This is a genomic window from Pseudoalteromonas pernae (genome assembly GCF_039831865.1).
Classification (GTDB): Bacteria; Pseudomonadota; Gammaproteobacteria; order Enterobacterales; family Alteromonadaceae; genus Pseudoalteromonas; species Pseudoalteromonas pernae.
Genome location: NZ_JBDODM010000002.1, coordinates 46,455 through 71,150 on the forward strand (window position 1 = coordinate 46,455; position 24,696 = coordinate 71,150).

A 24,696-nucleotide genomic window follows, 5' to 3' on the forward strand; every position below is an offset into this window, starting at 1 on the left:
TTTCACATCAAATTACTATCAGTTAGAACTAATTTTAAACCGCTACACTTTCAATTAAGCAAATAGCGAATCCAAACACAAAAAAGCCGCTGAGCAGGCAGCGGCTTTGGATGTTGCAATAGATTCGTTAAAACATGTAAGCGACACTGAGCTTTACACTGCGCGGCATAATGTAACGACCATTTGGCGCGTCAGCATTACGCGGATCCCCTTCGGTGATCCCCTCTTCATCAGTCAAGTTATCCACAGACAGTTGTAGTTTGATATTTTCAACCGGCTCTAAAGTTGCACCGATATCGACTTTCTCATAACCCTCAAGAACTACCGTGTTTTCATTGTTGCCCCAACGGTCGTCCACCGCGCTCAAAGTACCATAAACACTAGCAAACATACCGCTTACTTCGAACTCATAGCTTGGCGTCATACGCAGTTGCCATTTAGGCTGACGTTGCGCTTCATTACCTTCATTGGCAGGGCTCTCAGTGATCTCCGTGTCCTGCAACGTTGCATTTAGATTCACACTAAAACCTGATTCATGGTTGTAGTTAAAATCGAGTTCCACACCGATTGCTTCGTTAGTAAGGATCTCAGCGGGTTCGCCTGGACGACGAACAAAGGTGTCACCTTTTACTTCATTGGTAAATAACGTTGCATACAGATCTGTACTTTCACCCATGAATTTGTAACCAAGTTCGGCCTGAGTCACTTCTTTAATTAATGACTCCCCGCTTTGGTATGTACCAAAATTATCTCTAAAATCATCGAAATAAGGCATTTTATAGCCTTTGTTCATACGCAAGAACATACCTTGATTTGAGCTAAACTTGTAGTCACCGCCGATGGTCCATGAGGTCTTACGTTCGTCGTAATCCACGTATTTGTCAGTGGCCCCATCGAGGCCTTCATCAACCGAATATTCCACTTCGTGCTGCTCTGAGCGCAAACCTAAATCGAAGGTCAAGGCATCGCTGAAGTAGTATTTTTGCGTGGTGTAAAACGCCAATGTAGTCGCATCGCCAACACTGTTGATGTCGTAGTTCCAGCTACAACCTGCAACGTCGGTATTGCATGCGATGCCATCGAGCATTTCGCCGCCTTGTTCAACAACGTGATAAGCAGTGTTACCTAAACTCCACCAGTCATTGGCTGATGTCGTCGCGGTATAAACGCCGTATGAGCTAGAAAGTGAATCAAAATCTTTACTCACCGCTAAGTCATTAACAAAGGCTTCAATCTCTTTGAGTACAACCCAACGACCATAGGCTTGGACCATAGTATCGCCACTGTATTGAGTTTGCGTGACGGCGCCCATTGCATTACTGCCATTATCAGCAACGCTGGATAACGCGACGGCTGAGCCATCTGGCACAAGACCATAAGTATTGGCATCGCCTTTTGTTAAACCGAAACGGTCAACCAATTCCCAATCATTACCTAGCTCTAACTTCAAACTACCACCGGATACAGAACCATTCCATCCGCGGCCCTCGCCCAAGTCAAAATCGACGACTTGGTTGTATTCACCGGCAAACACTTCTGCATAACGATTTTTAGTACCAATTTGCGTAAAGCCACCGTCAACACCATCAACATTTAGCGGTGTAGGCAAGTACCACGCCCCTCGGTCGTCAGTTTGACGCGTAAATACATTAAACTCACCATTATCGAATTCTTTGGTGATGTTAATGGTTAACTGATTGCCCTTTTCTGACGTAAAGCCAGCATCACGAATACCCGGTGAACGCTTCACATAGCCACCAACCATAAAGAATAAATCTTCTGCTAGCTCTCCACTAAGTACCGCATCCACTCGATTCAAACCATAATCAGACGTGGTGTATTTAAAGGAGCCTTCTGTCTCTTCATAACCACGTTTTAAGCTAAAGTTAGTCGTTAACCCAGGCTGACCATTTGATACTACGGGGTTTGGACCGCCACGCAGACCTTCCATACCTGAGATAGTGTCATCAAGGCGGAAAATTGATGAGTTTTCTAAGAAAGACAATGTTGGCGCTGGGTACACAGGCACGCCCTCAAGACTCAAAGTCAGAAACGGTGCGTCGCCGCCACCAGGGAATCCACGTACAAACACATTTGCTCCTGATTCCCCTCCTGAGGTTTCAACCCAAACACCTGGCACTGCTTTGAACAACTCCGCTGTGCTTTTTGGTGCTAGGCGCTCAATTTTAGTTGCATCTAAGTTGGTCACAGCGAATGCGGCATCAACTTTGCGCACACCACGTCCACCTGCTGTCCCTGATACGATAATAGTTTCAATTTTCTGTTTATCCGGCGCAGCTTCTTCATTTGCTTGCGCAGAAAACGCCAAGGAAACAGCGAGTGCAAGCGCACTTAGCTTTGCACAGCCCTCAGCGGCTTTGGCTAATTTATTAGTGTGTTGTGCCACGGGAACCCCCACATGTTGACTATTTTCTTATTGCCAATGACATCTCTGTCGAGCATGTAATCGTGTGTTGTTTATAAAAACACCTGTAGCGGTGCTTTTTTAAACATAACGATCTATGCAAACGTTTGCAATAATAAAATGTGACTTTGTGACAATTTTGTTTCTAATTTGGACCGAAATGATTTTGTTTCATAGACTTGCAACCGGCTGCGCGGTAAGCTTAGCGCTGGAAAATCATCAACGACACGCGAATTATCATGCAAAAGAACAAGTTAAAACTGGCAGATCTGGCAAAACTCGCTGGTGTTTCCACCTCTACTGCATCTCGCGCCCTCAACGATAGTCCGCTTTTGAAAAAAGAAACCCGTGAGCACATCCAGCAATTAGCCAAAGAGCATAACTTTTCGCTCAATGCTGCAGCCAGTCGCCTACGCGCGCAACGAACCAAAGTAATTGCTGTGTTGTTAAACCTTGATGCCTACACTGAACAATCAGTTGATGACCCTTTCTTGCTGAAAGTAGTGAGCGACATCAACCTAGCAGTCAATAAGCAAGGTTATGAATTACTCCTTTCCAATTCATTTATGGCGGGTAATGACTGGCACGGCTACTTTATCGATGGCCGCCGTGCCGATGGTTTGATTGTAGTTGGTCAAGGTAAACAACAAGAATGCATCGAACGCGCTGCAGCTGCGAACACGCCTCTAGTGGTTTGGGGTGATCCAAACATACCCAGTAACTATGCTATTGTCGGCAGCGATAATTTCCACGGCGGTAAAGTAGCAACCGAGCATCTTATTGCTCGAGGTGCACGCAAATTACTTTTCATTGGTGACCCTGCGCACCCTGAATTGAGCGAGCGCTATCGTGGCTTTTTACACAGCTGCAATCACACCCAGCAGGATCAAACTATATCCTGTGAACTACTTAAAATTGATATAACCAGCGATGCTGCATATGCCGCTATAAACGCTAGACTACTTAAGCAAGGGCTTGATTTTGATGGCATATTTGCATGCAGCGACATGTTGGCGTTGGGCGCGATGAAAGCACTAAAAGAACGCTATGTGAGCATTCCTAATGATGTACGCATCGTCGGCTTTGACGATATTAGCATGGCAGATATTAGCTCTCCTTCTTTGACAACCATTGCCCAGGATACCCGTCGGGCGGCGACCTTACTGGTGCAGAAGCTGATTGCCCAATTAGCCGGCGAATCTATCGACAGTGAGCAATTGGCAATCGCCCTAAAACAAAGACAATCTAGTTAACTTTTAATTACTTAGCGGCGTTGTTTACAATCAGTTAATGCAAACGTTTGCAAATCAATAACGTTGGCGTTAGACTCGCTTAAAAGACACACTGTTAGGTTAACGAATGAACAATAATAATGCCGCTCAACTGCGAATCATCCTCGCGATGATAGCCAGCTATTTCCTGTTCGCAATATTGCTCAACAGTGTGGGAACCGTAATTTTGCAAGCCACACACACCATGGACGTGAGCAAACCTCAAGCTGCCAGCTTAGAAGGGTTTAAAGATTTGCCCATTGCTTTTGTTTCCTTCTTGGTGGCATCGTTTATCCCGCGTGTAGGCTACAAAGTCGCACTGCTCGTTGCTATGACAGCGACACTAGCAGCTTGCCTAATCACCCCTGCCATTGGCCAGTTTTGGATGCTCAAATTATTGTTCGCGACCATCGGAGCGTCATTCGCCCTAGTGAAAGTTTCCGTTTATGCTTTAGTCGGTCAAGTCACAGACAACGCGCAGCAGCACTCCTCTTTATTTAGCTTTGTTGAAGGCATGTTTATGGTGGGAGTGCTAAGCGGCTACTGGGTCTTCGCCGCTTTTATTGATGATACATCGCCGCTGGCTTGGTTAAATGTCTACTATCTACTCGCAGCATTAGCGTTACTTACTCTCTTTATCGTCTTACAAGCCCCCATAGCCGCTCCAAAGAAAGCGAAAGATGAAGCAAGCTCAAGCGCTTTTGCAGAGTTTCTATCCATGCTCAAGCTGTGTGCACAACCACTGGTTCTAATCTTTGTAATTTCAACCTTTCTTTATGTGTTGATTGAGCAAAGTATCGGTACTTGGTTACCGACGTTTAATAACGAAGTCTTGCACATGCCAGTAGATATCAGCGTGCAATTAACGAGTATTTTTGCTGCGAGTTTAGCTGTCGGTCGCTTGCTTGCGGGCACTATTTTGCGCTTTGTTCGTTGGTATACCTTGGTCAATGTGAATTTACTGATGATGGGCATCTTGGTGGTGATCACCTTACCTATTGCCGCCAGTTACAAACCGGATGCGGTCGCCAGTATTTTTGAAGTTCCCTTCGCAGCCTTTTTGATGCCGCTGATAGGTCTGTTCATGGCACCTATCTACCCAATTTTGAACTCAGCGATGTTGAGTAGTCTAGCACCGCATATGCACGCAAAAATGACGGGCTTAATTGTCGTTTTTTCAGCATTAGGTGGCACTGTTGGCTCACTCATTACCGGATTACTATTTGCAAAACTAGGCGGTATTAACGCCTTTTACAGTGTGCTCGTGCCTATAACCTTGATTGCGAGCGCACTCTTTTTCTTCAACAAGCGCATAAAAGCCTTGCAGCAAGCGGCAAATTAAGGAGTCGATATGCAATTTTTTCATTCCCCTTTATTTTTAGCCGTGCAACAAGCAAATATATTTCCTGACAGCAAAACCTTCGCTGATGCTCTACCCATATCGGGCTGGTCACAAGTTTGCGCCTTATACGATGAACAGCAGCCTATCGGCGAAGCGCTAACCACATTTATATCTACACATTTTACCTTTGCACCAAAGCCGGAGTTAGAATCACTTGGCGAGGTTGCGAATGTTAGAGAGTACATACACACCCTGTGGGATAAATTAGCACGACCACCGACACAAGAAGATCAAGGTTCGCTGTTAGCGCTGCCTTATCCATACACAGTACCTGGCGGGCGCTTTAATGAAATTTATTATTGGGATTCTTACTTCACGGCACTTGGACTGATTGACCATGGCAATGTCGAGCAAGTGGCGAATATGCTAGATAACTTTGTCGAACTTATTGAGCAATTCGGCCATGTACCTAATGGCAACCGTAGTTATTATGTAAGTCGCTCTCAGCCACCCATTTGCGCCCTAATGGTCGATTTATTGTGGCCCTATTATCATACAGACAAGCAGTGGGTATCGCGAGTATGTAATGCACTAGAGCGCGAGTATGCTTTTTGGATGGCGAAGGAAGAGGCGCCATTTGGTGGTCGGGTTGTGGTGATGCCATGTGGTGCCAAGCTTAATCGCTATTGGGATAATGATCCAAGCCCTCGTCCTGAGTCATACAAAGAGGATGTGCTTGAAGCGCAGCACCTAAGCATTAGCGAACAGCACAGTCTATATCGCCATCTCAGAGCTGCCTGTGAATCTGGCTGGGATTTTAGCAGCCGTTGGCTCGCTAACCCTGCCAAACTAGACACCATTCGTACCTGTGATATCGTGCCTGTGGATTTAAACGCGCTGATGTATCAGTTAGAAACAACGCTGGCTACCTGCTTTGCGCACCTTAATAACGATACCAAATCGCTTCATTTTTCAGCTCTGGCGAAAGGCCGTAAAAGGCTTATTAACAAATATTTTTGGAACCGCGAATGCGGCCAATATGTGGATTGGATCCACAGCGATGCTAAGCAAAGCTCAGTACACTCACTCGCAACGGTTGTGCCTATGTTTGTAGGGGTATGTAACGATGCGCAAGCTCTGTTAATTAGCCAAGCGCTGGAAAGCAAGTTTCTGCATCAAGGTGGTTTGGTGACAACAGCCATCGACAGTGGCCAACAGTGGGATACCCCCAACGGCTGGGCTCCTTTGCAATGGTTTGCTGTAGCCGGATTACTTAAATACGATCACGTTGATCTCGCGTTTGATATCGCCGGCAGATGGTTGGACATGATTGAACAAAGCTTTGCAAAAAGTGGATGTTTACTGGAGAAATACAACGTTTGTGAACCGGATGCGCTCGCTGGCGGTGGTGAGTATACGGTACAACAAGGATTCGGTTGGACCAATGGCGTAACTAGCCGTTTTTATGAACTCTTTAAAATGAAAAATAGCCCCGATGTACTCGAGGGTTTATTTCAAAATGCCATGCCAGCACTGAGCGAATAGTCTACAGCTCGTACTCGGTCACTGAGCCGTCACTGTGGAATAAGCGGTAACGGCTCAGGTTACCCTGCTCTAATTCTACCAAACTGATCGCTGCATGGCTTACAAGGTGTTTTTGTGGCCCTGAGGTCGTATCATGCTTATCCACTTTCATTTGCCAACGCTTGGTAAACAAGTTCAATGGGCTGCGCGGCGAATATAAAATCGAATCTAGTTTGTCCAGAAAATTAATGAGCTTGCGAGGAAACTCGTTTTTAATGCCGCTCGCGGTAAGTTGCCAAATGCGATTGTCCCTATCGCCAAAGCGGGCCTTAACGGAAAAACAGAATGAATAGTGTACATCGCCAGAAAGAATAATTGTTTCTTCTGGGGTTTCGCCACGTCTAAAAATGTTTAGTAATTTTTTGGCCGATCCCTCATGTGCCATCCAGTTTTCGCAATCCACCATGAGCGGCTTACCACACAAGGTAAAAATAGCTTGGATAGCTTCTATCGATTTCACCCCAAACACGGGCGCAGGGGAAACCAAAATAACCTGCTCACTACCCTCTAAGGTAGTCTCTAGCTCTAACAAACGTTCCCAATCGAGCAAGCCTGACGGTTCATTAAAGTCCTGCTCGCTGCGCCAACGGTGAGTACGAGTATCCAACACCACAACATTCGGCGATGTCGCTAACTGGAAGTGCCAATAGTCGTAGTCAAATACGGCTTTAGCTGCGCTTTGTAATTGCCATTGCTGGTTATTCAAGTGCGTATCCAGCAGTGAGAAAAAAGGCCAACTCTGGTCGTTTGCGGTATTCCCCCAACCTTGGAATAAGGCGTAGGAAAGCATCGCATTGCGAATGATGCCACTACTTGCCGGGTGAGTGTATACGGCTTGCTCCCAGTTAGCAGTCAGGTTCCAATCGTCTGTGACATCGTGGTCATCGAAAATCATCAACGTGCTGACATGGGCCATCAACCTTGCCGCATGTTTTTGTGTTTGTGCCAAGCGGGTCAGATGACGAAGCTCAGCATCAAATTGCTGTTTACGCGGATGGTTTTGAGCTATTTCGTAAGTACTGAGATCGATGAGTTGCCAAATAGGCGCAGACAGACTCAACAAATACAGAGCAATAAATTCCTCGAAATGGACTAGGTGGTTTGCACTTTTTACACTACTAAAATGAGGTTCATCTTTTCTAAACCAGTAACCGCTGTGCCACTTAGATAACTCTTGCCAAGGCGTTTTCGGTAAAATATCTGCACGCGTGTACAAGGTCGCTTTAATGTCGTCGCCAGTATCAATTAGTGGCGTTTGTTCTTTGTATATCCCCAATTTACCAATAAGTTCATGAATAGCGAGTAACATGGGTCCAGCGACGTCGTCCGCATAGATTTGATCGCCAGACATGATCAATAACTGTGCTCGTTTGGCAGTACCCTCATCGATTAGCGCCTGCTCGACTAACTTATCAGCTTGAATTAACGCATCGTCGCTATAATGATGGGGGTTTCTGCATGAACCATGCAGCACACTGTGTAATTGCTTGGGTATAACTAAGTTGGGTTGTTCACAATTGGGATAACTTAACGCACTTAAATCAATGGCTGTTTGACCATCAGATAAACCATAATCCAAGGGTTCATCGCATGGGAAATGCCCATCAACAGGAGTTAAAGTACAGCTGTAGAGAAAAAGTTTGTCGCCCAGTCGGCTTAAATATGTGTGCTGATGTGCTTGCACTCCGGCTAATTCAAAGCGCGGATTAATTTCTTTTGAGGTCGCAATTTGGATACGAACGAGGTGTGATTCAGCACGGCGTATAACTGGGCCAAGCAGCAGCAGAGGAAAGTCTGTCACGATTGATGGCCCATAACTGATTAACGCCTATTAATACCGCTGAACAGACGATAAAAATTATCGGTTGTTGCTGTAGCCAGTTCTTTATAACTCATCCCTTTGAGCTCAGCGATGTAATAGGCAACGTCCTGCACATAAGCAGGCTGATTGGTTTTACCTCGGTGTGGAACCGGTGCCAAGTAAGGCGAATCAGTCTCGATGAGCAAGCGGTCTAACGGAATGTGTTTAACCACATCTCTTAATTGCTCGGCGTTACGAAAGGTAACAATCCCTGAGATGGAAATGTAAAAGCCCATGTCCATGGCTTTAGTAGCCATATCAAGGTCTTCAGTAAAACAATGCAATACCCCACCACAGTTATGTGCATTATGCTCACACATTAAATTAATGGTGTCTTCTCGCGCATCACGGGTGTGGATAATCAGCGGCTTGTTGAGCTCGTTGGCCACTTGAATATGACCCACGAAGCTTTCTTGCTGCACTGGCTTTGTTTCGGCGCTGTAGTAATAATCCAGACCGGTTTCACCGACCGCTACAACTTTCTCATGGACAGCAAGCTTTCTTAACAAGTCGATATCGAGTGCATCTTTTTGATCAAGCGGATGCACACCACAAGACGCTGACACATCGTCAAATTGTTGAATTTTCTCAAGCATGCCAGGGAATTGATCAAGCGTTACGCTCACACACAAAAAATGTTCAACATCTTTAGCACGAGCTTGCTCAAGCACGCCTGACAAATCAGTATCTAATTTATCAAATTCCAACCTATCGAGGTGGCAATGGGAGTCTACAATCATGAATTACTGCAAGTTGGATGCAAGGCGCAAGCGCCTTACATGGTGTACGTTGGATGGCCAGAGTTTAACATAGTGCCAAGCATCTTTTCGATTTTATCTTTTAAATGCGCTTTGTCATCGATAAAACCGATACCAATACCCGGCGGATTTGAGCTTTGCGCACCGATAGGGGTCACCCACACCACTTTACCTGTCACCACATCGTCTTCTAATGAGTCAGGTAGCGTTACACGCAATGCTAGCGATTGGCCCATTTCATAATTCATATTTGTACGCACAAATAACCCACCTGTTTTCAGGTATGGCATATAGCAACGATATAATTCGTCTAAGTCGTCTAATTCGACAAGTAGCTCTTGCACAGCGGCTCCTTTGTTATGCTAATTCTTGCTTAAGCACACGCAACAATTGCGATAATGCTAAAGTCATATTTATCCCAGGTGTTTGCACTAAATGTTCACTGAACTGCTTAAGTTGAGCATTACAGCGCTCTAATGCGTCAAATGCTAATCCTTGATAAGATTTGTGCAACAAATATTGGCTGATGAACAGCCTAAAGATAGCAATATATTGTGAGTTTTGCGTCAAAATATCAACAAGCTTTTGCTCGTCGGTATTCATTTGTTCATTATAAACAGTCTGATACAGGGCTTGAATTTTCTCGAGCTCGTCATTTTCTTGCCAGTGACGCAACAATAATGGTTGGCTTTGATACATGCCAGAGAATTCGTACTTTAGTGCTTCGCCAGCATGTTCTTGCAACCAACCAAGTACCCGCGGTTCCACCACCACGTTAACTTGCTGTTTGGCACATCGGCTCAATATTGTTGCAGGCAAATTCGCAGTACTGGGCGCTAACAGCCAGATGTAACAGGCGTTGTTAGGCTCTTCGAGTGTTTTTAACAGCGCGTTACTCGCAGCCACCGTCATGCGTTGTGCATTGGGTACGATAACGCATTTGGCGCCCCCTTGCTGCGCACTGTGAACAATAAAGTCGCCAATTGCGCGAATGGCATCAACGCCAATACTGCTCCCTTCGTCGCTAATCACCATTAAATCTGGGTGCGTACCTGCTTGATTTAACTTACATCCCTTACAATGACCGCAAGGCTGCATGTTCACACTCTTTTCGCACAATAAGGCTTCACACAAGCTTTGGGCCAATGCCCTTTTGCCTGTACCTTGCTCACCATAAAGCAGGTGAGCATGGTGCAGACGATGCTGTTGATGCTGATTAGCATATTGATTTACAAGTGCTTCAAGCCAAGGAAACATCAATTTTTCTCTATAAATTGTTGCAGTGCGTTGGTAATCGCAGTGTGAACCTCAGCCATGGATTGACTGGCATCAATCACCACAATGCGCTCATCGCTATTCGCTAATGCGAGATAACGCTCACGTGTACGGACGAAAAAGCTTAAGTCTTCTTGCTCAATTCTATCGAGTTCACCGCGCCCTCGGGCACGCTCAAGACCTATTGCCGGGTCAATATCAAGATACAAGGTTAAATCAGGTCGCACTTCTTCCAACACATAATCAGCTAAGAAGGTCATCACCTGTGCATCGACTTGGCGCCCGCCTCCTTGATAGGCCTGAGAGGACAAGTCGTGCCTGTCTCCTAGCACCCAATTACCCTGCTCTAGCGCGGGCTTGATCACGTTTGCTAGCAACTGAGAGCGAGCGGCATACATTAATAATAACTCTGTCTGCGTAGTGATACGCTCACCTTGGCACTCTTTTACAACGCTGCGTAGTTGCTCTGCCACAGGCGTTCCGCCTGGCTCTCGGGTAGTGATAAATGCTTTGTCATTACTGGCTAATAAATCTGCGCATACGCGCATAGCGGTTGATTTGCCACTGCCTTCAAGGCCTTCAATTACAATAAATTTAGCTGTCATTTCGACTCTTTAACTGATACTGACGAACGGCTTGATTATGCTCATCAAGGCGTTTTGAAAACTGATGACTGCCATCACCTTTGGCAACGAAATAATAATAGTCCGATTGCGCCGGTTGCACCGCCGCAAGCAGCGCTTTGTGCGAAGGCATCGCAATGGGTGTCGGCGGTAAGCCGTTAATTCTGTACGTGTTATAAGGCGTCACTTCGCGTAAATGGCGGCGAGTAATATTGCCGTCAAACGCCTCTCCAATCCCATAAATAACGGTTGGATCGGTTTGCAGGCGCATGCCCTTGTTTAAGCGATTAACGAACACTGAGGCTATGAGCGGGCGTTCTGACGCAACCCCTGTCTCCTTTTCTATAATGGATGCCAAAATGAGTGCTTCATAGGCGCTAGTTAACGGCGTGTCCTGAGCTCTTTGCTGCCAAACGTCAGCCAAAACCTGATCCATCTTATTGTAGGCTCGAAGCAGAATTTGTTCAGCGGTTTCATTGGCATGATAGTGATAGGTGTCAGGAAACAGCTTGCCTTCAAATTGTTCGTCTAACGGTTGGCCTAAAAATGCATCGCCCCATTTTATAGGCTTGTTCACATATTCTGCTTGCTCTAAACGGGCGAGCACTTGGCGCAAATTGTCGCCTTCTATAATGGTGAACGTAAATTCGTGTTCTTGCCCTAAGCTTATCTTGCGAAATGCCTCCAACACAGTGCCGGGCTGTATATCATACAAACCCGCTTTTATATCCGTGAGACTCGGATCCAACTTAGCTAGGATCTGATAACGCCAACAGTCCTGTACCCAGTTTTTTTGTTGCCACTGTAGGCAAAGCTTATTGAAGCCAGTGCCATTGGGCACTTCCACTAGTTGCGTTTGCGTGATACCAAGCGGCGCTTCCATGGTTTTTTCAAGTTGATAATAACCGAGTGAGCACACGCCCAGAGCGAGTAACAATACACTCGCTATAACCTTAATCATAGAGATAATCCCTGCTGTGCCATTACACTGTGACTTATATCGAGGTTGTAGTTATGGTGAGCGATACGTGAAATAGGCACAAGTCCCATTAAACTATTGCAGCAATAAACAGCTTCCATTGAAAACAATTCCGCCAGCGATAGATTGCGGCTCACTATGTTTAGCTGTTGCTGTAAATGCGCTAAATACACCCCTTGAATCCCAGCTTGTTGCAAACTTGGCGTGTACCATTGGCCTTGCTGATACATTACTAAGTTAGCACTGGAGGTTTCAATAACGTGGTCATTAGTGTCCAAAACCAACACATCATCGCATTGTTGTTGTGCGGCTTCTTGCTTCACCAACACTTGCTCTAAGCGATTTAGGGTCTTAAGCCCTGCGAGCAAAGGCTGTTGCGCAAGACGAGTTTTTGCTACAGATAGGCTCAACCCTGTTTTTGCTAGGTGCGGGTAAGTGTCTGGATAAGGCAATAAACGAACTATCCGAGTCGCCTCTACATCACTCGGAGGGGCATAGCCGCGGCCGCCGTTACCCCGAGTAATAACGACTTTGAGCACAAATGTTTGCTCAGGTGCTTGGGCAAGTAACGTGGCAATATCGTCTTCGATGGCAGAAAAATTTAATTCGCCAAACCCCAAGCGCTGCGCACATTCTTGCAACCGCTGACGGTGCAATTGCCAAAGTTGTACTTCACCGGCCGTCACTTTTGCAGTTGTGAAAAATCCATCACCGTAGTTTAGACCACGGTCATTGATGTCTATTACGCCGGATGGCTTGCCGTTTATAATTGTTTTTGTCATAAAAAAAGCTCGGTCATAACCGAGCTTATGTTACCAGCATAGGCCTTACTAGGTCTACGCTGGTAGGCACTAGATTTCATCGTTAGATCTTTTTGAACAACAATGAACCGTTAGTACCACCGAAACCAAACGAGTTACATAAAGCGTAATCGAGCTTCACATCACGCGCTGTGTGGGCGATGTAATCAAGATCACATCCCTCATCCGGATTATCTAAGTTGATAGTCGGTGACACTTTTTGATCTTGCAATGACAACACCGTGATAATGGATTCAACTGAACCTGCAGCACCGAGTAAGTGACCCATCATTGATTTTGAAGAACCAACCATCACTTTATCCGCCGCAGCTCCGAAGATGCTTTTCACTGCGCTTGTTTCAGCTTTGTCACCTGCTGGTGTCGATGTACCGTGAGCATTGATATAGCCAACTTGCTCAGCATTAATGCCAGCATCTTTAATCGCGTTCGCCATCGCAAGTGCTGCACCGGCACCATCTTCTGGTGGCGATGTCATGTGGTACGCGTCACCACTCATACCGAAGCCCACAAGCTCAGCATAAATTTTTGCGCCACGCGCTTTAGCGTGTTCGTATTCTTCAAGAACAACAACACCCGCACCATCTGAGAGTACGAAACCGTCGCGGTCTTTATCCCAAGGGCGCGAGGCCGCTTGCGGATCTTCGTTACGGGTAGACAGCGCTCGCGCTGCACTAAATCCGCCCATACCCATAGGGGTAGACGCTTTCTCAGCACCACCGGCAACCATTGCGTCAGCGTCTCCGTATGCAATCATACGTGCTGCGTGACCAATGTTATGAAGGCCAGTAGTACATGCCGTAACGATTGAAATGTTCGGTCCGCGCAGGCCCTTCATGATAGAAAGGTGGCCTGAAATCATGTTTATGATCGTTGAAGGAACATAAAACGGTGATAGTTTGCGTGGCCCAACATTTAAAAGCTTTTCATGGTTTTCTTCGATTAGTGATAAACCACCAATCCCTGAGCCCACAGCAACACCAATACGTTCTGCGTTTGCTTCAGTTACTTCTAGGCCTGAGTCATCAAGCGCTTGCAAACCTGCCGCGATGCCATACTGGATAAACAAATCCATTTTCTTAGCATCTTTTTTCGCCATGTAGTTCGTGGCATCAAAATCTTTAATTAATCCAGCAAACTTGGTACCGAAGTCTGTTGTATCGAAATGGGTAATTGGCCCAATGCCGCTTTGTCCATTTAATAAGCCCTGCCAGGTTGACGCTACATCATTACCTAGCGGCGTAAGCATACCTAAGCCAGTAACTACGACTCGACGTTTAGCCACGGTGTCCTCCAAAAGGGAATAAAAGATGGGGTCTCAGATAGACTAAGGGCAGCGAATGCTGCCCTTAAAGAAATGCGTTGATTACTCAGCGTGAGCAGTAACGTAGTCGATAGCTGCTTGAACTGTAGTGATCTTCTCAGCTTCTTCGTCTGGAATCTCAGTGTCGAATTCTTCTTCTAGTGCCATTACTAGTTCAACAGTATCAAGAGAGTCAGCACCTAGATCGTCAACGAAAGACGCTTCAGATTTTACTTCTTCTTCTTTAACACCTAGTTGCTCAACGATGATTTTCTTTACGCGTTCTTGGATGTCGCTCATTCTTCTTTCCTTTATTTAAACGCTACTGCGTTATTTTTTCAGATTGCGGCGTAGTTTACGCAGCATATTTGTCTTGTTCAAGGATTTGCCCAGAGATTTTTGTCTGGTCAAACCTCTGCTTATGTAAAGTTGACCTTTTATCGCCCATTTTCACAGCGATTTCAAGTATGTTTAAAGCAAGATCACAAAAACTTCAATGTAAAAACGCGACTTTTTGTGACCTACTTTGGCTTTGAAAAAGCCTTAAACCATGTACATCGCGCCGTTAACGTGCAGAGTTTCACCAGAAACGTACGCCGCTGCATCAGAGGCTAAATAGCACACAGCAGCTGCAATTTCGCTTGGCTGGCCAAGGCGACCTGCAGGCACATTTGCAAGCGTTGCTGCTTTTTGCTCATCGGTTAGTTCGTCTGTCATGTCAGTTTGGATAAAACCAGGCGCAACTACGTTTACCGTAATACCACGCGACGCAACTTCACGCGCTAGCGACTTCGAGAAGCCAATCACACCCGCTTTTGCGGCAGCATAGTTTGCTTGACCAGCGTTACCCATAGTGCCAACAACTGAGCCAATATTGATAATACGGCCAGACTTTTTCTTCATCATTGGGCGTAAAACAGCTTTCGACAAACGGAAAATCGACGATAAGTTAGTATCGATGATATCTTGCCATTCGTCGTCTTTCATGCGCATTAGAAGATTATCGCGTGTGATACCAGCATTATTTACCAATACATCAACATCACCTAAATCTTCTTTAATTGCCGCGAGTGTCTCAGTGATTGAGTCAGCATCTGTTACATTTAATTTGTAACCTTTACCGTTTTCACCTAAGTAAGCTGAGATTTTCTCTGCGCCACCATCGCTTGTCGCAGTACCTGCAACTTTAGCGCCTTGCGCTACAAGCTGTTCAGCTACTGCTTTACCGATACCACGGCTGGCACCCGTTACAAGTACGACTTTACCCTCTAGGGAAAATAAATTAGCCATTATTAATTCTCTTATTTTGCTTCTTCGACACTAGCGCTATCATTAGCAGCGCTACAGCCGATAGTTTTATCAATTCGTTTTACAAGGCCAGTCAATACTTTGCCTGGACCAAATTCATAGGCTTGTGTTACGCCCATCTTAGCGATAGCTTGAACCGTTTCTGTCCAGCGCACCGGGCTGTATAGCTGACGCACAAGCGCATCTTTAATTGCTTCAATATCTTGCTCTGCAGCCACATCCACATTGTTGATGACAGTCACATTTGGTGCATTAAGTGTAAGTGCATCCAAATCACCTTTAAGTTGCTCTGCAGCCGGTTTCATTAATTCACAATGTGACGGCACGCTTACTGCAAGAGGCAGTGCACGTTTTGCACCTGCTTCTTTACATGCTTCACTGGCACGGTCTACCGCTTCTTTATTGCCAGCAATAACCACTTGACCCGGTGAGTTGTAGTTTACTGGTGCAACTACTTGGCCTTGCGCGCTATCAGCACAAGCTTTAGCAATAACATCATCATCTAGACCAATGATCGCAGCCATTGAACCAACACCAGCAGGCACGGCCTGTTGCATGTATTGACCACGCTTTTCTACCAACTTTACGCCGTCCGCTAAGCTCATCACACCCGCACATACAAGTGCCGAGTACTCACCTAGACTGTGACCCGCCAACACCAATTCTTTCTCTGGTGCATTTTGTTGCCAGTGACGGAAAATCGCCACAGACGAGCACAATAATGCAGGCTGAGTACGGTGAGTTTGATTTAGTTCTTCTTCTGGGCCGTTTAGCACAAGCGCTGCTAAATCATAGCCAAGTGCCTCTGATGCTTCAGCAAAGGTCGCTTTAACAACCTCAGACTCGTTAAGTAGCTCAGATAACATGCCAACGCTCTGTGAGCCTTGACCAGGAAATAATATTGCGATTTTTTCAGACATATGCTGCTCTTTCGTATTGTTTTAGCGATATTCGCGAATTTTAGCAGACATTAATGAGGTGGGAATGAACGTGTTAGTCGTTCGTTTCTTGCTTTGGAATACTCTCAGCAAAGGCTGCTTGAATTTTCTCTGGCAACTGTCGCTGCACTTCCTTAACAGCCTCATTAATTGCCGCTAGAAATGCACTTGAAGATGCATTTCCGTGACTTTTAACCACTATACCGCGCAATCCTACCAAAGAAGCGCCGTTATACTGGTCGGGGTTCACCTTTTTATAGAGTTTTTTTATCACAGGCATAAGTAATAGAGCCAAACCGCGATAAAGTAAATGCTTTTTCAGGGCTTTAGTCATCTTATGCATAATCAATTTGGCAATCCCTTCACAGGTTTTGAGCGCCACGTTGCCCACAAACCCTTCGCAGACGATAACATCGGCTTTACCACTGAAGATATCACTGCCTTCACTGTAACCTGTGTAATTAATTGCAGGACACTGAGTCATCAATTTAGCCGCAGCTTTGATGCCTTCATGGCCTTTGATATCTTCGGAGCCGATATTTAGTAGGCTCACTTTAGGTTCTGCTATCCCCTGCACTTCTCTGGCCACTACACTACCCATCAAACCAAACTGATATAAAGTCGGCGCGTCACAATGCACATTGGCACCAAGATCGAGCAAATATACAGGGTTTTTAGTCTCAGTTGGCACTGACGAGATAAGCGCTGGACGCTTGATACCGGGCAACATTTTTAGCACATAATGCGCCATAGCGAATAATGCGCCTGTGTTACCAGAGCTCACACACGCTTGCGCTTCACCGCTTTTGACCAAATTCAACGCCACACGCATTGATGCATCTTTTTTATTACGAAGTGCATAAGCGGGTTCGTCTGCGTTAGTGACAATCTGAGTGCAGTGTTGGATTTTTAATCGCGGGTGCTGAAGTGCATCGAGTTGCGAAAGTTGCTCTTGAATTAGCGTTTCGTTACCACAGAGGATCAGGGTAAGTGTTGGGTGTAGATGGACCGCTTCAATTGCGGCTGGGATAGATGAACGGGGGCCGTAATCGCCCCCCATCATATCTAACGCAATGGTTAGACTGCGCTGCATAAAGCAATCTCTTACTTAGAAATTACTTTAACGCCTTTGTAGTAGCCGTCTGCAGTGATGTGATGACGACGGTGAGTTTCACCAGTCACTTTATCAACTGTTAGAGCTGGACCACTGATTGCATCGTGTGAACGACGCATACCACGTCTTGCACGAGACTTCTTGCTTTTTTGTACCGCCATTAGCCTTCTCCTAAGAATCTTTCTTAAGTTGTTTCAAAATTTCAAATGGATTTGGTTTCTCATCTTTTTCATCGATTTTCCCAAAGCTTTTTTGTTGCTCTGAGTAACGACAAGATGCTTCGTCATGCATAGGCACGATAGGAATGGCTAAAATCAATTCGTCTTCAACTAATTGTCGAAGATTGACTTCCCCGTTCTCATCAAGCTCCACCACATCGTAGTAATCAGGGAGATGATCGGACTCTGCACCCATGCCAACTGGCGTATACGCAAAGTCTTGCTCCAAATCCAACCCAAACTCTTCATTACAACGCTGACAAACAAGTGTAGCTCGGGCCTTAATAGTCCCAGTGAGTACTGTTAAACCTTGTTCATCATGCTTGCAATGAATTTTTACCGCTACTTCACCACTTTCATCCAGCACAACTTGCTCGAAACGAGAAAGTTCGTCAAACATCACTACGCCGTCATATTCTAACTTGCGTTGTGCTGCTCTGCCCGGATCAAGGGTGACGGGAATCTTCACCTTTTGCATAGGGGCTGCATCATATAGATAGTTATCATTAGAGTCAAAATAAAATTCGACTTTCCTTTTGTTTTTCGCCCGATTGCGCCGTATTCTAGAGTCGATATTCAACAATTCGATGATCGGGCAATGAAAACAGCTTTTATCTTAGCCTCAAGTTCGCCTTTTAGGCAGCAATTATTAAAAAAAATTATCCCGCAATTTAGTCATTTTGCTCCTGATATAGATGAAACACCACTGACAAACGAATCACCAGAACAATTAGTGCGCAGGCTGGCATTAGAAAAAGCACAAACTGCACACAAAACATACAAATCCGGTATAGTGATCGGCAGCGATCAAGTCGCGCTTCATCAAGGTGATATATTGGGGAAACCACACACGGTAGAAAATGCCCATAAACAATTACGCCGATTCAGCGGCGAAAAAGTCACATTTTTAACCTCTTTGGCGCTTTTAGACCTAGAAACGGGCAAAAATAACGTCATTGTCGAACCATTTGAGGTGCATTTTCGCCATTTAACCGATGCGCAAATTGGTAATTACATCGCCAAAGAACAACCTCTCAATTGTGCTGGCAGCTTCAAAAGCGAAGGACTGGGTATCTGTTTATTTGATGCTTTAAGAGGAGATGACCCTAATGCATTAGTAGGCTTACCTCTGCTACGGTTAAACAAGATGTTACTCGATTGGCAAATTGACCCCTTAGCGCTTTAGGGTTCGCGTAGGGGTCGCCTGAGCGAGCTTGTGAACACCAACTAAAAAAGCGCCAGCAGCTCTTTGTAAGAATCCACAGTGACGACAGGGCTATACTGCCCTAGTTCATCCTTGTCGTGCACACCAAAGGTGACGCCCACTGCATCCATGTTGGCATTGGCCGCCAATTGCATGTCAATTTGTGTATCCCCTATCATTACGGCGTCGCGAGCGCTGACACTGAAATGCGTTAGAATTTGCTCGAGCATTTGCGGATGCGGCTTAGATTGGGCTTCACAAGCGGTGCGTGTAAAATCGAACAACGCATGCAAACCCGTTTCAGCTAACAATCTATCCAGTCCTTTTCTACTTTTACCGGTCGCCACAGCCAATAAATACCCTCTGTCTTTTAGAGCCATCAGCGTTTGTTCTACATCAGCAAACAAAGGAGTGGGTGTATTATCAACCGATAAGTAGTGATGCTTGTATCCGTTCGCTAATGCCTCATGAAACTCTGAGTGCTCGGGAAATAAGGTTTCTACTGCCGTGTCCAAGCTTAAGCCAATGATGTTCTTGGCACAGTGATAGTCTGGTTCTGGGACGCGTAACGCGCGCGCTGCACTTTGCAGCGTCGCAACAATTTTTGGCACCGAGTCCATCACAGTGCCATCCCAATCAAAGATGATCAGACGCTTATTAGCTAGTTTCACGCAAACGTTCCAAACAGTTTTCCAAGGCTTTATCTAATGGCGCTTCTAATGCCATGGTGGTTTCATTCTTTGGATGGAAGAAACGCAATTCACGTGCATGTAAGAACAAACGTCCCAAACCAGAGGAACGCATTTGTGCGTCGAATGCTTGGTCGCCGTATTTGTCATCACAAGCAATCGGATGACCTTTGCATTGAGTATGCACACGAATCTGGTGTGTACGACCCGTCACTGGCGATGCTTGCACCAACGAGCAATTGTCAAAACGCTCTAAAACACGAAAACGCGTATGCGATGCCTTGCCTCGCTCGTGATCGACACGCACAACACGCTCGCCTGATTGCAGTGTATTTTTATTGAGAGGTTCATTTACATTACGCACTTGCGCGTCCCACTGCCCTGCAACAAGCGCCCAGTAGTTCTTTTCCATGGTCTTTTCGCGAAGTTGCTCATGCAATGATTTCAATACAGAACGCTTTTTCGAAATAAGTAAACAACCTGAGGTATCACGGTCTAGTCGGTGCACTAACTCCAAGTTTTTGTCATTAGGTCTCAATGCGCGCAGTGCTTCTATCAAACCGAAGCTTAAGCCACTGCCCCCATGAACTGCCATACCCGCAGGTTTGTTGATGACGATAAGGTACTTATCTTCGAATAAGATAGCATCTTCAAGCTTGCTCACCTTATCTAGATTAGTAGGAATGTGCTGCTCTTCTCGCTCTGCGATTTTTATCGGCGGGATACGGATCACATCTCCGCTTTGCAGTTTATAAACGGGCTTCACACGCTTTTTATTAACGCGCACCTCGCCTTTGCGCAAAATTCGGTACACCGCACTTTTTGGCACACCCTTGAGTTTGGTTATTAAAAAGTTATCAATGCGTTGTCCGCTGTAGTCTTCATCAACGGTTACAAAGCAAACCTGGGTGCCAATTGTCTCTTTCATTGCCTAATCACTGATTTGAGTCATAATTTAGTTGCTAATGCAGAGGTTTTAGTGGGATAATCGCCCTTGTAAAACCTGTGCATAACATAGGATTTTACATCACCTTTGGCTTTGGCCAAAACTTGCGTGCAACACATTCTGGGAAAGGCGATCATACAGATTCGGGCTCGTATTTCCACAGCTTTATCTTCCAGAAACCACGTGAGAGCAGTTGCGAGCAATGCGCGTAATAGATTGTGAGTAATACTGCCACCGCAAGAGGTGATGTGCCCATAAGGGCGTTATAGGAAACGAATAATAGAACATTCGGTAATTTGCCTAGGCGGCAACACGATCAAAAGCGCCTTCGCAGACTACCTTTAATTAAACAGAATCATAATGCTATCGACCACCATGTTGGTGTCTCGGTGAACGACAATTGCTTTGGCATGAAAAGCGGCTAATCACAATAAATTATCCGCGCAAAATTTAGGTGCTGTAATGCTTATTCAGTGTTACCAGTGCACCCCAGAGCAAGCAAAAACGTTAAGCTTTTTCGTTAAAAGCCCAGTCGTGAGACTGCACCTTAGACATAAGAAGAGCGCCGAAAGACCACAGAAGGTCTGGCACTATGTACAGAATTTAAGAGTAACAATATGAAACGCATGCTAATCAATGCGACGCAGCAAGAAGAAATGCGCGTTGCACTGGTTGATGGCCAGCGCCTGTACGATCTTGATATCGAAAGCCCTGGACACGAACAAAAAAAAGCAAACATCTATAAGGGTAAAATTACCCGTATCGAACCTTCTCTAGAAGCCGCTTTTGTGGACTATGGCGCAGAACGTCATGGCTTTCTACCACTAAAAGAAATCGCTCGTACTTACTTCCCAGATGGCTACACCTTTAGTGGTCGTCCAAATATCAAGGACGTAATTAAAGAAGGCCAAGAAGTTATCGTTCAAGTAGATAAAGAAGAGCGCGGCCAAAAAGGCGCGGCACTCACCACCTTTATCTCTGTAGCGGGAAGCTATCTTGTATTGATGCCAAATAACCCTCGTGCTGGCGGTATTTCTCGCCGTATCGAAGGCGAAGAGCGCGCAGACCTTAAAGAAGCACTGAGCCGTTTAGAGCTTCCAAAGGGTATGGGACTCATCGTACGTACCGCAGGTGTGGGTAAATCTTTTGAAGAGTTAGAGTACGATTTGCGTGCCCTACTTGTTCATTGGCAAGCAATCAAAGATGCAGCTGACAGCGGCAAAGCGCCTTTCTTAATTCACCAAGAAAGTAACGTTATTTTCCGTGCCATCCGTGACTACTTACGTCGTGACATCGGTGAGATTCTTATCGATAAGCCTCGTGTTTTCGAAGAAGCGAAGGCGCATATTGAGCGTTTCCGTCCGGATTTCATGAACCGTGTAAAGCTATATCAAAACGATGTACCGCTATTCACTCATTATCAAATTGAGAGCCAGATTGAGTCTGCTTTCCAACGTGAAGTGCGTTTGCCTTCGGGTGGTTCTATTGTAATCGACCCAACGGAAGCACTTACATCTATCGATATCAACTCGTCAAAAGCGACTAAAGGTAGCGATATCGAAGAAACGGCGTTAAATACCAACTTAGAAGCGGCCGACGAAATCGCTCGCCAGTTACGTCTACGTGACTTAGGTGGTCTAATCGTTATCGACTTTATCGATATGACACCACCTCGCCACCAACGTGAAGTTGAGAACCGTCTTAAAGATGCTGCCCGTCAAGACCGTGCACGTGTGCAAATTGGTAAGATCTCTCGTTTCGGCCTACTGGAAATGTCGCGTCAGCGTTTACGTCCATCACTAGGTGAAGCAAGCCAAGGTACCTGCCCACGTTGTAGCGGCCAAGGCACGATTCGTTCGAATGAATCAATCGCGCTTTCTATTCTTCGTCTTATCGAAGAAGAGGCAATCAAGGACAACACGTCACAAGTTAATGCCCAAGTGCCAGTGGCCGTTGGTGCGTACTTGTTGAATGAGAAGCGCCGCAGTGTGCAACGCATTGAGAAACGTCATAACTGTGATGTAGTGATCATTCCAAATCAACACATGGAAACACCGCATTACGAAGTTGTGCGCCTACGCAAAGATGAAACTCTTGAAGCGGCAAGCTACGAGCAGATCATTGAGCCGGAACCAGAAGCAATTGAGTACTCACGCGCACCTGTTGCACCTCAGCGTGAAGAGCCAGTGCTTAAAGGCGTATTAATGCCAAAAGAGCCAGCACCTGTTGCACAAGCAAAACCTAGCAAAGCACCAGTTAAAAGCGAAGAAGGCTTGTTGAGCCGCATTGGCAAATGGTTGAAGAGCTTGTTTGCTGGTGAAGAAGAGCAAGAGCAGACTAAGAAAAAAGATGACAACAAAGATCGTCGCCCAGGTGATCGTCGTCGCAATAACAACCAACGTCGTCGTAACAATCAGTCGCGCAATAAAGGCCGAGGTCAGAACCAGAAATCTGCTGACGATAAGCAAGACAAAGACGTTAATGAGTCTAATGAACAAAATCGTTCTAGCAACGAGCGTTCAGACAACCGCAATAAGCGTCGCCGTTCACAAAATCGCCGTCGAGATAATCGTGGCAACAATGAAACGGTTGAAGCGACAGAAGCAACGACGCAAGATGCCGTTGTTGAAGTAAAAGAAGAGCAGCAAGAAGCTAAAAAGCCGAAGCAGCGTCGTCAACGTCGTAACTTACGTAAGAAAGTACGCGTTGATAACAACAACTCTGAGCAAGAATCGCAAACACCTACTGATGTAAAAGCTCAAGTAGAAGAAGCGACTCCAGCAGTTGTTGAAGCAGTTGAAGCGCCAGTAGAGCAAAAGCAAACTGATGCTAAACCAGCTAAAGCGCAAAAGAAAAAAGAAGAGGTTGTTGCTGAGGCAAAGGCTGAAAATGAGCTAGAAAATGCCCAAGAGCCAAGCAGCGATGAACAAGCCGAAGGTGAAAAGGAAGGCCGTACTCGTACTCGCCGCTCTCCTCGTCACTTACGTGCAGCAGGCCAACGTCGTCGTCGCGACAAGCAAGACAACGAAGGTGAAAAAGCAGCATTTGTTCCAGTCGCAGATCAAGCGATGGCAGAAGAAGCGCAGCAAGAACTCTCTGTTACTAACACCGATACTCAAACCGATGTTGATAAAGAAGAAGTCGTTGTTGAGCAAACGCCAGCAAAACAAGATGCTGTGCAAGAGCAAGCTGACGATAAATCAGCCGCTACTGAGCAACCTCAAGCAGCTGACGTAGTCGAAACAGAAACTGTGGATGAGCCAGCAGTGGCATCAATCGACAAGCCAGTCGGCGAGCCAGTCGCTGAGACCGAAGCTGACACGACAGAGCAAGAGACTAGCGATGCTGTTTCAGAAGAAACAACTGAGGAAACGGATGTAGCTGCGCCAGAACACCAAGCTGAAGTAATCACTACTGAAGCACCTTCTAGCGAAGACAAGGTTACTGAGTCTGCAGAGGATACCAGTGACACTGAAACAGCTGTTGCACCAAGTGTTGTAGACGTGCCAGCAGCCGTTGACGCTGCTCAAGTGCAAGCAACGACCGCTGATGTTACTGAGCCATCAACTGATGAAGCACAGGATACGGACGTTGTTACGCCAACTGCCATCAATCATGGTACTGGCTTCGCGAGTGCACCAATGACGCAACCAAAAGCAGTTGCTTTGGTCGCATCAGCGCAGCAGCCAACAGTAATGACTGTTGAGGAACGCGTTGCAGTGCAAAACAGCACTCAAAAGCCAGGCTCTATCGCTCCGGTTGGTCATGCGTTTGCAGAAGCTGCAATTCCAAGCACTACCAAAGCAAACGTTGTTGCAGAGCAAGCCTCAGAGGCCGTGACTGAAGAGTAACCTAAACTCAACAGTTATAAAAAAAGCCGCTATTACAGCGGCTTTTTTATTGCTCTAAAATTAAAGCTACCTTGGCAGTGTGTGATACGCTGTCGCTCGCTATAGTGATTGCACAAGACTCGACGTTGCGCATTGCAGACAAACCTCAGTACCTCAACTTTACGAGCGCAAAATCTGAGATACAAAAAA

22 protein-coding genes are annotated in these 24,696 nt (G+C 45.9%); 5 read left to right on the top strand and 17 right to left on the bottom strand.

What is annotated here, in order from left to right:
- Nucleotides 1–127: 127 nt before the first annotated feature.
- Complete coding sequence (locus tag V1358_RS04295; protein ID WP_440589864.1) at nucleotides 128–2,407, bottom strand: TonB-dependent receptor; 2,280 nt, start codon at nucleotides 2,405–2,407, stop codon at nucleotides 128–130.
- A gap of 257 nt (nucleotides 2,408–2,664) precedes the next feature.
- Here V1358_RS04295 and V1358_RS04300 point away from each other — a divergent pair, with 257 nt between their 5' ends.
- The 3 genes from V1358_RS04300 (at nucleotide 2,665) to V1358_RS04310 (ending at nucleotide 6,583) form a co-directional block, all read left to right on the top strand.
- Nucleotides 2,665–3,678, top strand: a complete 1,014-nt coding sequence (locus V1358_RS04300) for a LacI family DNA-binding transcriptional regulator (protein WP_347392725.1) — start codon at nucleotides 2,665–2,667, stop codon at nucleotides 3,676–3,678.
- Between the two features lie 106 nt (nucleotides 3,679–3,784).
- Nucleotides 3,785–5,038, top strand: coding sequence for an MFS transporter (locus V1358_RS04305; protein WP_347392726.1), 1,254 nt, complete (start codon nucleotides 3,785–3,787; stop codon nucleotides 5,036–5,038).
- Nucleotides 5,039–5,047: 9 nt separating this feature from the next.
- Nucleotides 5,048–6,583 carry a trehalase family glycosidase gene (locus V1358_RS04310; protein WP_347392727.1) on the top strand — a complete coding sequence of 512 codons (1,536 nt, stop codon included), beginning with the start codon at nucleotides 5,048–5,050 and terminating at the stop codon, nucleotides 6,581–6,583.
- Nucleotide 6,584: 1 nt separating this feature from the next.
- On the opposite strand, the gene V1358_RS04315 is transcribed toward V1358_RS04310, so the two are convergent.
- The 14 genes from V1358_RS04315 to yceD all read right to left on the bottom strand — a co-directional run bounded on the left by V1358_RS04315 (nucleotide 6,585) and on the right by yceD (nucleotide 18,295).
- Entirely contained in the window at nucleotides 6,585–8,423 is a 1,839-nt protein-coding gene (locus tag V1358_RS04315) for an alkaline phosphatase D family protein (RefSeq protein ID WP_440589865.1), read from the bottom strand.
- Nucleotides 8,424–8,443: 20 nt separating this feature from the next.
- Nucleotides 8,444–9,223 (bottom strand): TatD family hydrolase, encoded by a 780-nt coding sequence (locus tag V1358_RS04320; protein WP_347392728.1) that lies wholly within the window; start codon nucleotides 9,221–9,223, stop codon nucleotides 8,444–8,446.
- A gap of 35 nt (nucleotides 9,224–9,258) precedes the next feature.
- Nucleotides 9,259–9,585 carry a PilZ domain-containing protein gene (locus V1358_RS04325; protein WP_347390760.1) on the bottom strand — a complete coding sequence of 109 codons (327 nt, stop codon included), beginning with the start codon at nucleotides 9,583–9,585 and terminating at the stop codon, nucleotides 9,259–9,261.
- Nucleotides 9,586–9,598: 13 nt separating this feature from the next.
- Nucleotides 9,599–10,498 carry a DNA polymerase III subunit gene (locus tag V1358_RS04330; RefSeq protein WP_347390761.1) on the bottom strand — a complete coding sequence of 300 codons (900 nt, stop codon included), beginning with the start codon at nucleotides 10,496–10,498 and terminating at the stop codon, nucleotides 9,599–9,601.
- Nucleotides 10,498–11,121, bottom strand: coding sequence for a dTMP kinase (gene tmk / locus V1358_RS04335; protein WP_347392729.1), 624 nt, complete (start codon nucleotides 11,119–11,121; stop codon nucleotides 10,498–10,500). Before tmk ends, V1358_RS04330 begins: the two co-directional genes overlap by 1 nt.
- On the bottom strand, nucleotides 11,111–12,100 hold the full coding sequence (gene mltG, locus V1358_RS04340; protein WP_347392730.1) for an endolytic transglycosylase MltG: 990 nt from the start codon (nucleotides 12,098–12,100) through the stop codon (nucleotides 11,111–11,113). Before mltG ends, tmk begins: the two co-directional genes overlap by 11 nt.
- Nucleotides 12,097–12,900 carry an aminodeoxychorismate lyase gene (gene pabC / locus V1358_RS04345; RefSeq protein WP_347392731.1) on the bottom strand — a complete coding sequence of 268 codons (804 nt, stop codon included), beginning with the start codon at nucleotides 12,898–12,900 and terminating at the stop codon, nucleotides 12,097–12,099. Before pabC ends, mltG begins: the two co-directional genes overlap by 4 nt.
- Before the next feature lie 82 nt (nucleotides 12,901–12,982).
- A complete protein-coding gene (gene fabF / locus V1358_RS04350) occupies nucleotides 12,983–14,221 on the bottom strand; it encodes a beta-ketoacyl-ACP synthase II (protein WP_347392732.1) in 1,239 nt (412 codons plus the stop codon).
- Between the two features lie 81 nt (nucleotides 14,222–14,302).
- The gene (gene acpP, locus V1358_RS04355) at nucleotides 14,303–14,539 is read right to left on the bottom strand and encodes an acyl carrier protein (RefSeq protein WP_010374019.1); all 237 of its coding nucleotides are present in this window, start codon (nucleotides 14,537–14,539) and stop codon (nucleotides 14,303–14,305) included.
- A gap of 243 nt (nucleotides 14,540–14,782) precedes the next feature.
- Nucleotides 14,783–15,529 carry a 3-oxoacyl-ACP reductase FabG gene (fabG, locus tag V1358_RS04360; protein WP_347390766.1) on the bottom strand — a complete coding sequence of 249 codons (747 nt, stop codon included), beginning with the start codon at nucleotides 15,527–15,529 and terminating at the stop codon, nucleotides 14,783–14,785.
- Between the two features lie 11 nt (nucleotides 15,530–15,540).
- The gene (fabD, locus tag V1358_RS04365) at nucleotides 15,541–16,467 is read right to left on the bottom strand and encodes an ACP S-malonyltransferase (RefSeq protein WP_347392733.1); all 927 of its coding nucleotides are present in this window, start codon (nucleotides 16,465–16,467) and stop codon (nucleotides 15,541–15,543) included.
- Between the two features lie 73 nt (nucleotides 16,468–16,540).
- On the bottom strand, nucleotides 16,541–17,578 hold the full coding sequence (gene plsX, locus V1358_RS04370; protein ID WP_347392734.1) for a phosphate acyltransferase PlsX: 1,038 nt from the start codon (nucleotides 17,576–17,578) through the stop codon (nucleotides 16,541–16,543).
- Between the two features lie 11 nt (nucleotides 17,579–17,589).
- Nucleotides 17,590–17,760, bottom strand: a complete 171-nt coding sequence (rpmF, locus tag V1358_RS04375; protein ID WP_105190738.1) for a 50S ribosomal protein L32 — start codon at nucleotides 17,758–17,760, stop codon at nucleotides 17,590–17,592.
- A 10-nt stretch (nucleotides 17,761–17,770) separates the two neighbouring features.
- Nucleotides 17,771–18,295 carry a 23S rRNA accumulation protein YceD gene (gene yceD, locus V1358_RS04380; protein ID WP_347390769.1) on the bottom strand — a complete coding sequence of 175 codons (525 nt, stop codon included), beginning with the start codon at nucleotides 18,293–18,295 and terminating at the stop codon, nucleotides 17,771–17,773.
- A 120-nt stretch (nucleotides 18,296–18,415) separates the two neighbouring features.
- Between yceD and V1358_RS04385 the strand changes: the two genes are divergently transcribed.
- Complete coding sequence (locus tag V1358_RS04385) at nucleotides 18,416–19,003, top strand: Maf family protein (RefSeq protein WP_347392735.1); 588 nt, start codon at nucleotides 18,416–18,418, stop codon at nucleotides 19,001–19,003.
- 41 nt (nucleotides 19,004–19,044) lie between these two features.
- On the opposite strand, the gene V1358_RS04390 is transcribed toward V1358_RS04385, so the two are convergent.
- Nucleotides 19,045–19,692 (bottom strand): HAD-IA family hydrolase, encoded by a 648-nt coding sequence (locus V1358_RS04390; protein ID WP_347392736.1) that lies wholly within the window; start codon nucleotides 19,690–19,692, stop codon nucleotides 19,045–19,047.
- Complete coding sequence (rluC, locus tag V1358_RS04395) at nucleotides 19,679–20,638, bottom strand: 23S rRNA pseudouridine(955/2504/2580) synthase RluC (RefSeq protein ID WP_347392737.1); 960 nt, start codon at nucleotides 20,636–20,638, stop codon at nucleotides 19,679–19,681. The genes V1358_RS04390 and rluC overlap by 14 nt, the downstream gene beginning before the upstream one ends.
- 635 nt (nucleotides 20,639–21,273) lie before the next feature.
- Between rluC and rne the strand changes: the two genes are divergently transcribed.
- Entirely contained in the window at nucleotides 21,274–24,507 is a 3,234-nt protein-coding gene (gene rne / locus V1358_RS04400) for a ribonuclease E (RefSeq protein WP_347392738.1), read from the top strand.
- Nucleotides 24,508–24,696 lie beyond the last annotated feature (189 nt).

What these genes read in the sequence shown, in the direction of transcription:
- V1358_RS04385 (WP_347392735.1), top strand. Translation starts at nt 18,416, where the DNA reads ATGAAAACAGCTTTTATCTTAGCCTCAAGTTCGCCTTTTAGGCAGCAA.
- rpmF (WP_105190738.1), bottom strand. Translation starts at nt 17,760, where the DNA reads ATGGCGGTACAAAAAAGCAAGAAGTCTCGTGCAAGACGTGGTATGCGT.
- tmk (WP_347392729.1), bottom strand. Translation starts at nt 11,121, where the DNA reads ATGACAGCTAAATTTATTGTAATTGAAGGCCTTGAAGGCAGTGGCAAA.
- V1358_RS04305 (WP_347392726.1), top strand. Translation starts at nt 3,785, where the DNA reads ATGAACAATAATAATGCCGCTCAACTGCGAATCATCCTCGCGATGATA.
- rluC (WP_347392737.1), bottom strand. Translation starts at nt 20,638, where the DNA reads ATGAAAGAGACAATTGGCACCCAGGTTTGCTTTGTAACCGTTGATGAA.
- plsX (WP_347392734.1), bottom strand. Translation starts at nt 17,578, where the DNA reads ATGCAGCGCAGTCTAACCATTGCGTTAGATATGATGGGGGGCGATTAC.
- V1358_RS04320 (WP_347392728.1), bottom strand. Translation starts at nt 9,223, where the DNA reads ATGATTGTAGACTCCCATTGCCACCTCGATAGGTTGGAATTTGATAAA.
- mltG (WP_347392730.1), bottom strand. Translation starts at nt 12,100, where the DNA reads ATGATTAAGGTTATAGCGAGTGTATTGTTACTCGCTCTGGGCGTGTGC.
- fabD (WP_347392733.1), bottom strand. Translation starts at nt 16,467, where the DNA reads ATGTCTGAAAAAATCGCAATATTATTTCCTGGTCAAGGCTCACAGAGC.
- V1358_RS04300 (WP_347392725.1), top strand. Translation starts at nt 2,665, where the DNA reads ATGCAAAAGAACAAGTTAAAACTGGCAGATCTGGCAAAACTCGCTGGT.
- fabG (WP_347390766.1), bottom strand. Translation starts at nt 15,529, where the DNA reads ATGGCTAATTTATTTTCCCTAGAGGGTAAAGTCGTACTTGTAACGGGT.
- pabC (WP_347392731.1), bottom strand. Translation starts at nt 12,900, where the DNA reads ATGACAAAAACAATTATAAACGGCAAGCCATCCGGCGTAATAGACATC.
- V1358_RS04310 (WP_347392727.1), top strand. Translation starts at nt 5,048, where the DNA reads ATGCAATTTTTTCATTCCCCTTTATTTTTAGCCGTGCAACAAGCAAAT.
- acpP (WP_010374019.1), bottom strand. Translation starts at nt 14,539, where the DNA reads ATGAGCGACATCCAAGAACGCGTAAAGAAAATCATCGTTGAGCAACTA.
- V1358_RS04330 (WP_347390761.1), bottom strand. Translation starts at nt 10,498, where the DNA reads ATGTTTCCTTGGCTTGAAGCACTTGTAAATCAATATGCTAATCAGCAT.
- rne (WP_347392738.1), top strand. Translation starts at nt 21,274, where the DNA reads ATGAAACGCATGCTAATCAATGCGACGCAGCAAGAAGAAATGCGCGTT.
- yceD (WP_347390769.1), bottom strand. Translation starts at nt 18,295, where the DNA reads ATGCAAAAGGTGAAGATTCCCGTCACCCTTGATCCGGGCAGAGCAGCA.